This is a genomic window from Patiriisocius marinistellae (assembly GCF_009014635.1).
GTDB classification, from domain to species: domain Bacteria; phylum Bacteroidota; class Bacteroidia; order Flavobacteriales; family Flavobacteriaceae; genus Patiriisocius; species Patiriisocius marinistellae.
Genome location: NZ_BKCF01000005.1, coordinates 66,926 through 81,849, shown reverse-complemented (window position 1 = coordinate 81,849; position 14,924 = coordinate 66,926). Strand labels below are relative to the sequence as shown.

Below are 14,924 nucleotides of genomic sequence, written 5' to 3'. Positions count from 1 at the left end.
AAATTACATATAGTACTCACTATCCATTTTACATATCTTTGTAATCAGAATGAACTCTAGCGCACCTTAGCGCACTTCAAACATTAGCTAATAATTTAAAGCTACCCGCATACGCGACAATAAATATGAAAATAAAAAGCGCAGAATTTACGATGAGCAACAGTGAAGTTGCTAAATGCCCTAAAGACAGGTTACCAGAGTATGCCTTTATAGGCCGAAGTAATGTGGGTAAATCTTCACTTATCAACATGCTTGTTGACCAAAAAAATCTCGCAAAAACCTCAGGGCGGCCTGGAAAGACACAGTTAATAAACCATTTTTTGATTAACAAAAATTGGTTTTTAGTAGATTTACCTGGTTATGGTTATGCGCGTGTATCAAAAAAAGCAAAAAAAACTTTTCAAAAATTTATTACCGATTATTTTGAAAAACGCAAGCAATTGGTACTTGCTTTTGTGCTCATAGATTGTCGTCACGAACCTCAACCTATTGATATGGAGTTTATGCAATATTTAGGCGAAAGCGCTATTCCATTCAACATTATTTTTACCAAAGCAGACAAACTAAAACCAGGTGCACTTGAAAGAAATTTAGCCTCTTACGAACAAAAAATGCTCGAAACATGGGAAGAAATGCCACAGTACTTTATAACATCTTCTAGCAAATACATAGGGAGAGATGAGCTATTAGACTATGTTGAAAATGTAAATGATGAAGTTGCAGACTCAATTGATAAACTTGATTATTAAATTACAAAATTAAACCCTCTCATTTATTTCAGTCATCAATTGAGTTGTATTTTCTACTATATTCAACGTTGGGGTATTTATAAATACAAAAAGCTCCCCACCCTCTTCTTGAAGTATAACAGGAAATGTATATTTTGCTAACCACTTTGAACGATATTTTTTTAAAAACTCGTCTTTATGCAAAAACACCATGTCCAGATTTGAAGTTTCTCTAAATTCTTTCCATTCCTCTTTTTCTGCAAAAAATCCAAAAGTAACATCGCACAGTCTGCAATCGTAAGTCGAAGGACTTACCATTTTATGCACGCTGTCCAACAACCCATTGACAACTCCAGAGTTTGCATTATAGACGAATATGAGCTTCATAAGCTAAAGTAAAAAAGCCTTAAAAGACAAATTTATTTTTTCTTAATTTCTAATTTTTCTGCAAAATAATCACAAAAATCACGCATGGTATCTGCCATTTTCTCATCATTTGTTGCTCGTTGAAATGTATCTGTCATTGCGCTAAGTGTTTGATGAAAAAAGACTTTCATCTCATCAAGCGGCATATCTTTTGTCCACAAATCAATACGTAAAGACTCTTGGTTTTTTTGGTCCCATACAGATAACAAAAGTGCTTTTGTTTCTTGATTATTTATACCGCCATCTTGAGCTGTCCAATGTAATTTTTCTGGAACTTTATTTTCATCAAGTGCTACATTAATTGAAATTTGTGAAGTATGCTGTTTTGCCATGAGCTTTTTATTTTTTTGGTTTGTATTTTGATTTTTGATATAAAGTTTCGGCATCAAATAATAATAATTGTTGCGGAGTAACTTCGTTTTTTTCCATAAATGAGCGTACAATTTGCCATCCCATATATCTACCCATCATTCCAGGAGATTCATTATCTATATCAAGATAAAATTTTGTAAAAGGCGCAGGGTTTATAAAACGTGGAGACAGTTTAGGGTCAGTATTAAATAGCATTTCTCGCTCTACAAAATAACGCCATATTTGTTCTTCGTTGGCTTTTGCCCACTGCATTTCGGCATCTGTATATCCTATTCTTTCTGCTTCGGAAATTTCTGGTAACCAAATATCTTTTAAATACAGCTCTTTTCCGAAGTAAATCATTTGAGAAAGGAGACTGTTTGAGCCTGGAGGACTCACTAATTTTCTTACATACTGCGTTGCTATATCTGGCATTATCTGTTCAGATCGCATATTCTTAGTTATAAACTTACTGATGTCTGAATAGAAAAAATGATCTGACCCCAAATACGTGTCAAGTGAAACTACTAATAGCGTATCTGCAATAATTACTTTATTATCATAATCAACATCTGAAATAACAGTTGCAATCGTTGGTTCATTAAATCGTGGAAAATAATATTTTATATGCTGAAATAAAGGCCCTAATTCATCGCTTAATTTTTCTTCAGACGGGAATGCTTTTAAGACCTCATCTTCAAGTTGGTGCTGTAATGTATCGTTCAATCTTTGCTCGTAGATACTATCTGACACACGAGGTGAGAAGAACATTGGATACTGAGATTTAAGTTTTGGCAAATCTGTAATAGATGCTTTTGCAAAAACTTTATCAAAACGCAATACCGAAACATCAACAGAGATTTTTTCAATTTCCTTTTCAACCGTACTTTTTTGCTCACAAGCTATAAGCATGCCTACGGAAATGAATAACAACAATAACTTTTTCATAGAATTAAAACATGATGAACCTATGGAACGCAATTCCTTTTTATTAATTTTACAGTGCAATGCTATTTTTATCATTTGGTTGATTGCAAAAATACAATTTAATGGTTGGTGATACTTTAAACATATCCAAAAAAAATAGGAGGTTTTATATTTCCGAAGCATTGTAAATTAAAGATAAAAACACAAAAAGATATGCACACAGAAAAAGTAACAAACCATATTGTAAACTGGTTAAAAGAGTATGCTCAAAAAGCGGGAATGGATGGCTTTGTAGTAGGCGTAAGCGGTGGTATAGATAGCGCGGTAACTTCAACACTATGCGCTATGACAGGTTTGAGAACTCTTTGCGTTACAATGCCTATTCACCAAGCGAAAAGTCAAGTAACGCGTGGTGATGAACATATTGCACAACTTAAAAAGCGTTTTTTAAATGTAACTAATGTAGAGGTAAACCTCACTCCCACTTTTGAGAGTTTTAAATCTCAGGTACCTTTTACAGCAGATGACACCTTTTTAGACTTATCTCTTGCAAATACACGTGCTAGACTACGCATGACAACACTTTATTATTTTGCAGGATTACACAGGTACTTAGTAGCAGGAACGGGGAATAAAGTTGAGGATTTTGGCGTGGGGTTTTACACAAAATATGGTGATGGCGGTGTAGATTTAAGTCCTATAGCAGATTTAATGAAGAGTGAAGTTTATGCGATTGGAGCACATATAGAAGTTCAAGACAGCATTTTAAAAGCTGCACCTACTGATGGACTCTTTGGCGACAGTAGAACCGATGAAGATCAAATAGGGGCTAGTTATGACGAATTAGAATGGGCAATGCAAATGGTTGATGTAGGAAAAAATATTGACGATTTTACAGGTCGAAAAAAAGAGGTTTTTGATATATACACTAGGCTAAACAGAGCTAATCAACATAAAATGAACCCTATCCCGGTGTGCGAAATTCCATCGAATTTACGCAAATAACCGTTATTAAACGAGTTTATAAGTCTTATAACGAAAAGAAAATGTAGGAATCACATGTTTACCTACATTTGGTTTGTAGTATTAGTATTACAGGATTATTCCCTCTAATAATAAACTAGCAGCAACCTTACAGTAAAAGCTTTATGAAGACCGTTTTAATTGCAGATCACCACCCAATAACCCGAAAGGGAATCACTAGCATGCTTAAGAAAAATGAAACTTTTTCTATTATAGGTAAGGCTACAAATGCAGAAGAACTTTACGATAGTTTAAGAGAAAACACTCCTGATATTTTAATTATGGAGATTGATATTCCAAACATTAATGGTATAAATGCACTAAGAGGTATTAAAACTGAATTTCCTGGAATGCGTGTTTTAATTTTTTCATGTCACCCTGAAGAGATTTATGCTTTACGCTCTATCAAATCTGGCGCAGCTGGTTATGTTCCTAAAACGGCTAACACAAAGACCTTCATGAAAGCTATGAAGCAGATTGCTAAAGGGGGTATATTCTTAAATGAAGAGTTAACTTCAACCTTTACAAGTAGAAATGTAGGTGAGAGCAACGCTATTAGCCGTTACAAAAAATTGTCTTCAAGAGAGATTGAAGTACTTAACTTACTTTCTAGCGGAAAAAGAAATAAGGACATCGCAAATGCGCTTGATATTAACGAAAAAACCGTTAGCACATACAAAACTAGATTATTAAAGAAACTTAAAGTTGATAATCTTGCAGATTTGATTCACCAATCAAGAATGTTTCAATTTGGGTAAAAAATTATAAAGCTAAACAACGCGTCTTAGCTTTTCTGAAATTATATGATGTAGCGTATTGTAATCCTTAACGGTTTCCAATACGCTTCTGTCTTTATACTCACCGCCTTCAACTGGCGAAGTTATTAACTCGTTTATTTTTTTAGTCACTAAATACCTGCGAAGGTTTAAAATAGTTTCGCTCACTACTTGTGCAACTGTGGTTGTCTTTTGCTTCACATAAATCTCTTTGCTACTCCAGTCGTGTAATACATACTTTTCCTCTTCCATCAATATGGTAGAGACCACATTTGCATTTTCTGGTTCTAGCTCATTGATAAATGTATCTACTTTAAAATCCTGTTGCTGATTAAGGCTATCAATTATTATGAAATACAAATTTTTAAAATCATCATTCGTAAATTCTATTTCGTCTTCTTGTAGATCTAAGTAGACTTTCTCAAATACTTTTGTAGTAATTATTTCGGGCTGAAATGATATATCTCCTTTTTCATTTGTTTCAAGAATTAAATCCTCAAACTCTTCTTCTTGCATTCCGTAGAGAAGCAACAATTGAATAATTTTTCGTTCCAACTCAAATTGAACATCTACCTTTTTAGCTGGTTGCTTTTCAGCAGTTATAACTTCAAAAGGCTTACTTGGTTCTGCTTGTTTTTTTGAAGCTTCCTTATTATCTTTTTGCTGGATTTGCGCTAGTGTGTTGAACAATACCTCCTCGCTAATATCCATTATACGAGAACACTCTTTAATATAAACTTCCTGTTTAATAACATCAGGAATTTTAGAAATGCTTATCACCATATCTCGAATGGTTTCAGCTTTTTTTATAGGATCATTTTTAGCTTCGTTTGCTAAGAGTGATGCTTTAAATGAAATGAAGTCTTGTGACTGTTCCAATAAATATGCTTGTATATCCTCTAGCGTATTATTCTTTGCAAAACTATCTGGGTCTTCCCCCTCCGGAAAGGTGCAAATACGAACATTCATCCCCTGCTCTAATATCAAATCTACACCACGCAAAGATGCTCTTAGTCCTGCAGCGTCACCATCAAAGAGTACTGTTATGTTATTTGTAAGTCTATTAACAAGCCTTATTTGCTCTGGTGTTAATGCTGTTCCTGAAGATGAAACAACATTTTGAATTCCTCTTTGATATAGTTGGATAACATCTGTATATCCTTCTACTAAATAACAGTTATCTTCCTTTGCAATACTTTGCTTTGCATGATAAATACCATAAAGCACTTTACTTTTATGATACACTTCACTCTCTGGAGAGTTTAAGTATTTTGCAGCTTTTTTATCATTGACTAAAATACGTCCTCCAAAACCTAACGTGCGCCCACTCATACTCAATATAGGAAACATTATCCGTCCTTTAAAACGGTCAAACTGTTTCTCACCTTTTATAATAGTAAGTCCCGTTTTTTCTAGAAATTCTAATTTGTAGCCTTTTTTGACAGCAGCATCTGTAAAAGCAGACCAATCATCTATAGAATAACCCAGTGAAAATGCTTCAATTGTATCATCTGTAAACCCACGCTCTTTAAAGTAAGAAAGTCCAATAGCCTTTCCTGGCTCTGTTTTTAAGAGTGTATTGTGAAAATATTGCTTTGCAAATTCATTGACGAGATACAAACTCTCTCGTTCATTTGCTTGTTCTTTTTGTTCGCTGGTTTGTTCGGTTTCCTCAATTTCAATACCGTATTTTTTTGCGAGGTATTTAATGGCTTCTGGGTAGGTAAAGTGCTCATGCTCCATTAAAAATGTAACTGCATTTCCACCTTTTCCACTAGAAAAATCTTTCCAAATTTGTTTTACGGGACTCACCATAAAACTGGGAGAGCGCTCATCTGTAAATGGACTCAATCCTTTAAAATTACTTCCAGACTTTTTGAGTTGCACAAAATCACCAATAACTTCCTCTACGCGAGCAGTTTCAAAAACATTATCTATGGTGGTACGGCTAATCATTTGTATTCATTGAAGAAAACAAAATTACATAAATGAAATACAATTTGTAGCATGTTGACCACATTTCGGCTTTGCCTTAAAATTTGGCCACACTTTACTAAAATATCAAAAAGAGATTTCTGGTTTCCCTGAAATCTCTTTTTTCTAACTAACACAAATGTAGTTTATTCAAAATCAAAACGTATCCCTAATGAGACATTGCGCTCTTCGATAATATTGTTTTTAAATATAGGGTTTAAGTCGTATTTTAAATATATAGAAGTTTCTCCCCAGCCTGCATAAGCACTCAAACCATAAATAAAATTGTTTGTATTAAAATTGCCTTTTTGTTTTTGCTTCACATCTTGCCCTTCATCATCAAATTTTAATTTTTGGACTGTAGATAAGTTAACTCCAGCATATCCTCCTAATCCTATTCTAAGACTATTCTCTGTATTGTATCTAAAATAGTCATCTCTAACAATTTTTTTTGATGGACCAAACTCAAAATGAAGTGGGATTACTAGGTGATCCATTCTTAATTTTTGTTTGTTAAGATCTAACGGATATTCTTCTAATTCTGTTTGCGCTCCATTTTCTACAAAGTACTTATTATCATCAGCTTTTAGACCGTTGAATTGAAATGAAAGTCCGTATCGCACCCTTAAAAAATTACTTTCTTTAAATACTCTTGTTGACCATGATAGCCCTATTTCGGCAAAACGACTACCTCCTATTTTATAAGGCGAATCATCTAATGATCGTCCATCTGCTATTGCATTATTAAGACCAAAGGCAAAAGTAAAGCTTGAGTACGTGCGAATGTCTTCTTTACGTTTATAAGTTGTATCATTTGAATTATTAAAATCTAAACCGTCATCTCCAAATGTAATTTTAAATTTACTTTTACTTTCTACCGTCTCTCCATTACGCTCATTTAAGGCTACTCTATTTTCTAGTATCGCAACTTTATTTTCAATGTTTAAAGCATGTTTTGTAGCAGCATCCACTTTTAACCCTTCTGCTTCTTGCAAATTAATTGTTCCATTATCAAGCCTTTTATTAATATTATCAACTTCTGCTTTTAATGCTGCTTTTTCAGCTTGCACAATTAAATCTCTTTTTTTATCCATCTCGGCTTCTTGCGCAACTGCTGCAAAAATTGATATAATCCAAAGTGATAATGCGAATACTAGTGTGTGTGTTTTCATTGTTTTTTGAGTTTAAGTGTCCCTTCCGCAAGACGGAAGGTCTTACAGTCAAAACATTGTTTTTATTTTTAATTTACTTTTAATCAATAATTTATATTTAATTATTACGGTCTGCTATAGTGGTTCGCAATTGCTCAAACCCTTCGCCTAAAGCATAAAAAACTTTCTCCCTAAACGATTGTTGCATTTCCATCTCAACCTCTCCCAGCAGTGCCATTGCATCTACCTTGCCAGACGAGGCATTAAACAAACGTTGTAATTTTATTTCCTCTTGAGCAGTAGCAAGTAGCGCATTAATTTCGTTTTCGGTAACATTGCCATTTTTGTTTTTAATGTCTTTAATTTGAGCAACAACTGCGTCAACCTTATTTAAAGATGGTGTAACTTGTAAGTTTAAGTCCTCTTTATTTGTATTTATCGTTGTTGGTTTTTCTTTAATTGGCAAAGCCGAAATTTGACCTAAATTATCAATAAGGGTATTGTTTATATTTTTTAGCGTATTACTATTTACTTGCTGCGATTTTTGCAATTTGCCAGCATTATTGTTATTAATTTTATTTTTAATCTTTGTGTTTTTATTAGTCACAGAAACAACTTGATTTTCATTTGCATTAACTTTCTCATCTTCGGCTTGATTTGCTTTTTTATGTTGTTTTACAGTTTCGGCAACCGCTTCTTTTTCTTTTTGAATTTCTTCTACAGTTTTGTATGGAGATTTTGCTGGGTCTTCTTTTAAAATTTCAGAAGGAATATCCTCATTTACAAGACTATCTTTTGTATCATTTTGATTAAAATAAATAGATGCAATAATGACAAAGCCTATAAAACTTGCAGCAATTGCCAGCCACGGGAATCCTCCAGTTTTTTTAATAGGCTGCTCTTTTTCAAGCATAGCCTCTAACTTGTCCCAGGCTCCGGCCGAAGGTTGTAACTCACGCTCCTCAAACTTCTCCCGGCTGTTTTCTTCAAATTTAATGGGTTCCATAATGCGTATTTTCTAGTTTATTAATGCGTTGTTGTAACACTTTTCGTGCTTTAAACAACTGTGTTTTTGATGTGCTTTCACTTATTTGCAACATCTCGCTAATTTCGCTGTGTTTGTATCCTTCAATAGCATATAGAATAAAAACTGTTTTGTATCCATCTGGTAATGTGTCTATTATTATTTGAATCTCTTCGACTTCCATTTCACTTTCTAGATAAGTAACATGCTCAATTGAATTCTCAATCACCACAGTGTCTTTAAAATCCAGCTTTTTATCTTTTCTAAGCTGCGAAATTGATTCGTTCACCATTATCCTTCGTATCCAACCTTCAAAACTACCTTCTGCTTTAAATGAGTTTAAGTTTGTAAACACTTTTAAAAAGCCTGCTAACATTACAGACTCTGCTGCGTCTTGATGTTTCATATACTTACGACATACGCTAAGCATTTTTGGAGCGAAAAGCTCAAACAATTGCTGCTGCGCTTTTCTATTTCCTTTGCTTGCTTTTGCAATAAGAGTGGTGTAATTTTTATGTAATGAAATGAGTTTCAAAATATAGCTTACAGATGGTTTCTATTTTAAAGACGCAGCAATTGTTGGTATGGTTGTCTGGAGATTTAAAAAAAAGTGAAGAAAATTTAAATCTTAGAAACAAAACGACACAAACTACTGATATTCAGTGTTTTTAATTTAATTAAAATTTCCGAAGAAAGGATTTATTTTTATCATTAAAAGAAGAATGATTTAAACTTGCCATTATTTCTTTCTATCAATAACATAGTTGACCATGAGCTCTAAGGAGTCTCTATATTGAGATTTTGGGTATTCTTGAAGAATTTGTAATGCTTTATGCTGATAACTTTTCATAGTTTTTATAGCGTATTCTAACCCTCCATTATTTTTAACAAAAGTAATTACTTCTTTAACTCGTTTTTTATCGTGGTTTTTATTTTTTACAGAATTAATGAGCCATCGCTTTTCTTTAGCTGAAGCATTATTTATAACATATATTAAAGGAAGCGTCATTTTTTTTTCTTTAATATCTATTCCGGTAGGTTTACCAATTGCTTCTTCTCCGTAATCAAATAAATCATCTTTTATCTGGAATGCGATACCTATTAGCTCTCCAAATTTACGCATTTGTGCTACGGCATTTTGAGGTGCATTTACAGATTGGGCTCCCATGGCGCAACATGCAGCAATTAATGTAGCGGTTTTCTGGCGGATTATTTCGAAATAAATTTCTTCAGTAATATCAAGGTTTCTCGCTTTTTCAATTTGTAGTAACTCACCTTCGCTCATCTCCCGTACTGCGACTGATATTATTTTAAGTAAATCAAAATCGCCGTTATCTATTGAAAGTAGCAATCCCTTTGAGAGCAGAAAATCTCCAACAAGCACAGCAATTTTATTTTTCCAAAGCGCATTGACTGAGAAAAAACCTCGTCTTCTATTACTATCATCAACTACATCATCATGAACGAGTGTTGCTGTATGAATCAACTCAATGACTGAGGCACCTCGATAGGTACGCTCATTAACTTCGCCAGCGCCGTTCATTTTTGCTATTAAAAAAACAAACATAGGTCTCATTTGTTTTCCTTTTCTATTAACAACGTAATGTGTTATGCGATTGAGAAGCGCAACTTTTGAAGTCATGGATTTTGAAAACTTCTTTTCAAAAAGTTCCATTTCGGCTACTATGGGTAATTTTATCTGCGCTACTATTTTCATTTGTTTATCAAAAATACAGTAAAAAATAAGGCACAGTATTAAATCAATAATAATGTGCCTTTATCTATCCTAAATTTTCTTTAATTTTTATTTAGCTGTAGTTGTAATCTTATTTCTATATAAACTTACATCTATACAACTAGCCATTTTGTCAATATCTAAATCTGTTCCTACAAACGATTTTACTTTAGATGCGGCAACAGTTGGATTTTCTAATACATCTTTATAATCCATATAGATAACTTCTACACCTGGTTCATTTTCTTTCCATTTATCAATATCTCCTAAAAGTTTAACATAGGAATTATATATGTTAACAGGCATTATTTCTGCATCCTTTCCAGTCATTACGCGTTGAGACTTAATAATCTCATTTAAATCTCTTTTCATAAAGATAATTTTATAGCGAAATTGTGGGTCTATATACTTTAATAAGGGAGCAACTATCTTTACCGCTTTATCTTGCCCTCTATCTAACCAAGAATTATCTTTATGAATTGACATGACTGGTTCAAATTCAAAATATCCTTTGGGGTTTGAAACATCTGCCTCTCTTTTACCATCGACCAACGGTTGTAGCCCTCCTTCATTTAGCATTTGCATCATTAAAGAAGTTCCTGATCTAGGTAAACCCGATACTATAACTATTTGATTTTTTCTATGTTTAAATGTTATTTTATCATTTAGCTCAATCATAGCTAGTTTTTCACTCATATTCTCAGCAGCTTTTTGTGCTCTGTGATAAGTTTGAGGCCTTAATTTTGCGGCAGTTTCAAATGCTAGTTTTGCATTTTCTACATCACCTAGCTTTTCTAACGCTCTACCTAATACATAATGAGCTTCTGGGTAGAATTTTACTAATTCAATACTTGTAAAAGCATATTCTGCTGCCTCTTCATATTCCCCAAGTTCAATTAGAACTTCGGCTAATGCTTTATTAAATTTTGCCTTATCTGGCTCATTATCGATTGCTTTTTCAAAACACTCTTTAGCTAAATCAAACTTGCTTTGTGCTTTAAACACTTCACCAAGCCTATATAATGTTTCTGAATTCCCACCATTTTTAAATTTTTCTTTTAGTACTTTTTCAGCTCCCCTTAAATTGCCTTTACCAATAAACATATCTGCCTCAAGATAATGAATGTTAAATTTGACATCTGTATCTATTTCCTTAAATTCATTAATAAATTTTTCTGCATCATTAAATTCTTTTAATCTCAAGCATACATTTATTAAATCAATATAATAATGAGCTAAATGCTTAGAACTTTTCTCTTGGACTAATTCTAACAATAATTCTTTTGAAGAAATGAAATCCCTTTTACCAGAATAAACTCTTGCAAGATTATGTTTTAAATCACATTTAGTATTATGGACTGCAACTTCAATTTTATCATCAGGCTTATCTATGTAGCCTAACTCAATAAGCTGTTGCATTGTTTCTTCATCAGAAAAAACAGACTCGTCCTCTTTTTTAAGCTCACCAAAATCACCTTCTATATCCTCCCAGCTATTAATATATTTTGGAGCTTTGGGCTTTTCATACATATCAAGAATAACTTTTCCATCCATATCTTTCCCTACAGGAAGATTAAAATGATTTAAAATAGTTGGTGCAATATCAATTAAACTAATGCCAAATATTTTTTCATTCTTTTTAATGTTGGGTCCCATTGCTACAAACATCCCAAATTGCCTGTGATCTAGTGCAGGTGCTGCATTAACTTTAGGCATTTCTAATATCCTCTTATCTCCAGATTCAAAACCATGATCAGACATAACTATAACCGTAGTATTACTGTCTACCATATCCAAAGTACGACCTAGCATCATATCTTGAAAACGATATGCACTATTAACAACATCATTATAAATTTCAAAATCCTCAGGTTCAATTCTAGCGAGTTTTGGAGGGTGAAATTTCATAAAACCATGACACATATGATCTATATAATCATAATATATGCCCATAAAATCCCATTCAGTATTATCTAATAAGTACGTAGCCGCATTATGAATTGAAACATTTTCAGCCATGACTTGTGCAAATGGAATCAAGCCATTCTTTTTTGCTTTCTCAGGGTTTGTTTGATCTACTTTTGCGGCTTTAGGAATAAATGGCAAAATATGCTCTTTCGTGATTTCACTTGGATGCATTCTTAATTTCTTCAAATCACTTGCCAAACTTTGCGGGTGTATCGCATTTTCATTGATTACTTTAAGTTTGTTAATCTCTTTCCCTACTTTTTGAAACTTATCTGTAACAATAACCCCGTTGATAGGTTCAGCAGGAAAGCTAGGCCACCAGCCAACCATGTTACTTTTCAAATTTTGATTATGAAGTATATTCCATAAAGCTCTAGACTTCCTAGAATGAGCAGTTACTGGACGAAGAGAGTTTTGAGGTGAAACCTCAATAAAACCTAAAACTCCATGCTTATCAGGTGTCTTACCAGTAGCAACAGAACTCCATAACATAGGACTATATGGAGGATCCATTGTACTCATATTACCATAAACACCATTCTGAATCATTTTTTTTAAATTAGGCATCAACCCCTTAGCAATTAAAGGTCCTATAATTTTCCAATCAGCTGCATCCCAACCTATCAGTAATACTTTATTTTTCTTCATTGCTCTTCTTTTTTAATTCTCTCCATGCGACAAAAGATAAATGACCATATGCCAAATGAGCTAAAGAGCTATTAATGGTTGGCCTTAAAGGATCTAAACCCTTACTATTTGATAATGTTTTAGTTACAATTTTTCCTCTTCCTTTCATACAAACTAAATTAGGAGTTTATTATTTTTTTGTATATTTACGCTTGAATTTTTTTCGTAAAAAAACGAAAGTAAACTTTTAAAAATAAAAATCATGAAAAAAAATACTAAAAAAAACTTATCAAACAATGTTGCTAAGTACGGAGCTTTATCACTAGCCATTGCTGGTGTTGCAGATGCATCTGGACAAGTTGTTTACACAGATCTTGACCCTGATTTTGTAGCTGTATCAGCAGCTGGAACTGACCCTTTCTACATTGACTTTAATGCAGATGGGACTGATGACTTAAGAATGATTTATGGATTAGTTGGTGGTGCTGGTGAAGCGTTTACAGCTATTAATAATGAAATGCTTGAAGTTTCTGGATTAACTGTAGGGTCTTTAGTAGGTAACTACACATATGCACTTAACCTTGACGAAGGCGATATGATTAGCGCTGGAACTGGAGATTTTGGTAATGTAGGATCACTATGTTATTTAGATGGAATTGCTGGTACTTTTTGTGGTGATGGAAACAACACTCCTGACGGTTTTGCTGGTGTAGCTTTTCAAATTGATGGTAATACTCACTACGGGTGGGTTGGTTTTGAAGGAGTAACAGCTGACGGATTCACAGTAACTGATTTTGCATATGAGTCTACTCCTGACACAGCAATTGCAGCTGGAGATCAAGGAGCGTTAAATACTCCAGAACAAAATCTTTTAGCATTTAGCTTTTTTGTAGACGCAAACAATACGCTTAACATTTCTAATCGTGTTGCAATGAATAATATTACAGTTTTTGATATTACAGGAAAACAAGTTATGACTCAAACAATTGGCCTAACTGAAGCTCAAATCAACTTAGGAAATCTTAACACTGGTGTTTACATTGGTAAAGTTTCAATAGAAGGAGCTGAAAAGTCTTTCAAATTTGTAAAAAAATAAAGATTCGTCTTTTAATCAAAAAGAGCGTTACAATATTGTAACGCTCTTTTTTTTATGCCTTATTTGCTAATTGTCCACAAGCAGCATCAATATCTTTACCTCTACTTCTTCTAACAGTTACAGGAATTCTGGCTTTTTCTAAAGTTGAAATATAATTATCAATAGCTGCATTTTCTGCTTGCTGAAATTCCCCATCATCAATAGGGTTGTATTCAATAATATTCACCTTGCAAGGAATATAACTACAAAATTGAACGAGCGCTTTAACATCCACATCTTTATCATTAATACCACCCCAAACAATATATTCATAGGTAACGCTCTTACCTGTTTGTTGATACCAGTATTCTAAAGCTTCTTTTAAATCAGTTAACGTAAATGACTTAGCAAAAGGCATAATTTGCTCTCTTGTTTCTTGAATTGCCGAATGAAGTGAAACTGCAAGATTAAATTTAACATCATCATCTGCCATTTTTTTTATCATTTTAGGAACACCAGAAGTTGATACAACAATTCGTTTTGGTGACATCCCAAGTCCTTCTTCGCTAGTAATCTTTTCTATGGAAGCTAAAACATTTTTGTAGTTCATAAGTGGTTCTCCCATCCCCATAAATACAATATTTGAAAGTGGACGATTATGGTAGAGCCTACTTTCCTTATCAATAGCAACCACTTGGTCGTAGATTTCGTCAGGGTTAAGATTTCGCATTCGCTTAAGCTTCGCCGTTGCACAAAACTTACAATCTAAACTACAACCCACTTGAGAGGACACACAAGCCGTTGTTCTTTTATTCGTAGGAATAAGCACAGATTCTACAATAAGACCATCATGGAGTTTTACAGCGTTCTTAACCGTGCCATCTGCACTACGTTGAAGACTATCAACTTCTATATGATTAATCACAAAATTATCTTCAAGGTGCGCTCTTGTTTCTTTTGATATGTTAGTCATTCCATCAAATGTATGAGCGCCTTTACTCCACAGCCATTCATAAACTTGATTTCCACGAAAAGGCTTGTCCCCAATACTTGTGAAAAATTCTCTTAACTGTTCCTTAGAAAGTGACCGTATGTCTTTTTTATCTGATTTCATTTAATGGCAAAAATACAATTTATGG

At 33.5% G+C, this 14,924-nt stretch carries 15 protein-coding genes; 4 read left to right on the top strand and 11 right to left on the bottom strand.

The annotated features are described in order from the left end of the window. Positions 1-125 precede the first annotated feature (125 nt). Positions 126-749 carry a ribosome biogenesis GTP-binding protein YihA/YsxC gene (yihA, locus tag GB234_RS12285; RefSeq protein ID WP_151894873.1) on the top strand — a complete coding sequence of 208 codons (624 nt, stop codon included), beginning with the start codon at positions 126-128 and terminating at the stop codon, positions 747-749. 9 nt (positions 750-758) lie between these two features. Here the strand turns inward: yihA and GB234_RS12280 are convergent, their stop codons facing one another. The 3 genes from GB234_RS12280 to gldB are packed head-to-tail and all read right to left on the bottom strand — an operon-like array spanning position 759 to position 2,453. Further along, the gene (locus GB234_RS12280; protein ID WP_151894872.1) at positions 759-1,115 is read right to left on the bottom strand and encodes a GTPase; all 357 of its coding nucleotides are present in this window, start codon (positions 1,113-1,115) and stop codon (positions 759-761) included. 32 nt (positions 1,116-1,147) lie between these two features. Continuing rightward, complete coding sequence (gldC, locus tag GB234_RS12275; protein WP_151894871.1) at positions 1,148-1,486, bottom strand: gliding motility protein GldC; 339 nt, start codon at positions 1,484-1,486, stop codon at positions 1,148-1,150. 7 nt (positions 1,487-1,493) lie between these two features. Next, positions 1,494-2,453, bottom strand: a complete 960-nt coding sequence (gene gldB, locus GB234_RS12270) for a gliding motility lipoprotein GldB (RefSeq protein WP_151894870.1) — start codon at positions 2,451-2,453, stop codon at positions 1,494-1,496. A gap of 192 nt (positions 2,454-2,645) precedes the next feature. Between gldB and nadE the strand changes: the two genes are divergently transcribed. Next, a complete protein-coding gene (gene nadE / locus GB234_RS12265; protein WP_151894869.1) occupies positions 2,646-3,437 on the top strand; it encodes an NAD(+) synthase in 792 nt (263 codons plus the stop codon). A 143-nt stretch (positions 3,438-3,580) separates the two neighbouring features. After that, positions 3,581-4,213, top strand: coding sequence for a response regulator (locus GB234_RS12260; protein ID WP_151894868.1), 633 nt, complete (start codon positions 3,581-3,583; stop codon positions 4,211-4,213). A 12-nt stretch (positions 4,214-4,225) separates the two neighbouring features. Here GB234_RS12260 and dnaG read toward each other — a convergent pair whose 3' ends face one another. The 7 genes from dnaG to GB234_RS15090 all read right to left on the bottom strand — a co-directional run bounded on the left by dnaG (position 4,226) and on the right by GB234_RS15090 (position 12,879). Next, entirely contained in the window at positions 4,226-6,187 is a 1,962-nt protein-coding gene (gene dnaG / locus GB234_RS12255) for a DNA primase (RefSeq protein WP_151894867.1), read from the bottom strand. Positions 6,188-6,351: 164 nt separating this feature from the next. Further along, positions 6,352-7,377 carry a porin family protein gene (locus GB234_RS12250; RefSeq protein WP_151894866.1) on the bottom strand — a complete coding sequence of 342 codons (1,026 nt, stop codon included), beginning with the start codon at positions 7,375-7,377 and terminating at the stop codon, positions 6,352-6,354. 97 nt (positions 7,378-7,474) lie between these two features. Then, a complete protein-coding gene (locus tag GB234_RS12245) occupies positions 7,475-8,362 on the bottom strand; it encodes a hypothetical protein (protein ID WP_151894865.1) in 888 nt (295 codons plus the stop codon). After that, positions 8,349-8,915, bottom strand: coding sequence for an RNA polymerase sigma factor (locus tag GB234_RS12240; RefSeq protein WP_151894864.1), 567 nt, complete (start codon positions 8,913-8,915; stop codon positions 8,349-8,351). Before GB234_RS12240 ends, GB234_RS12245 begins: the two co-directional genes overlap by 14 nt. Positions 8,916-9,119: 204 nt before the next feature. Further along, entirely contained in the window at positions 9,120-10,097 is a 978-nt protein-coding gene (locus tag GB234_RS12235) for a polyprenyl synthetase family protein (RefSeq protein ID WP_151894863.1), read from the bottom strand. 87 nt (positions 10,098-10,184) lie between these two features. Next, entirely contained in the window at positions 10,185-12,731 is a 2,547-nt protein-coding gene (locus GB234_RS12230; protein ID WP_151894862.1) for an alkaline phosphatase family protein, read from the bottom strand. After that, the gene (locus tag GB234_RS15090; protein ID WP_172966884.1) at positions 12,718-12,879 is read right to left on the bottom strand and encodes a hypothetical protein; all 162 of its coding nucleotides are present in this window, start codon (positions 12,877-12,879) and stop codon (positions 12,718-12,720) included. Before GB234_RS15090 ends, GB234_RS12230 begins: the two co-directional genes overlap by 14 nt. Positions 12,880-12,972: 93 nt before the next feature. Between GB234_RS15090 and GB234_RS12225 the strand changes: the two genes are divergently transcribed. Then, complete coding sequence (locus GB234_RS12225; RefSeq protein ID WP_151894861.1) at positions 12,973-13,806, top strand: T9SS type A sorting domain-containing protein; 834 nt, start codon at positions 12,973-12,975, stop codon at positions 13,804-13,806. A gap of 52 nt (positions 13,807-13,858) precedes the next feature. Here the strand turns inward: GB234_RS12225 and rlmN are convergent, their stop codons facing one another. Next, positions 13,859-14,899, bottom strand: coding sequence for a dual-specificity RNA methyltransferase RlmN (rlmN, locus tag GB234_RS12220; protein WP_151894860.1), 1,041 nt, complete (start codon positions 14,897-14,899; stop codon positions 13,859-13,861). Positions 14,900-14,924 lie beyond the last annotated feature (25 nt).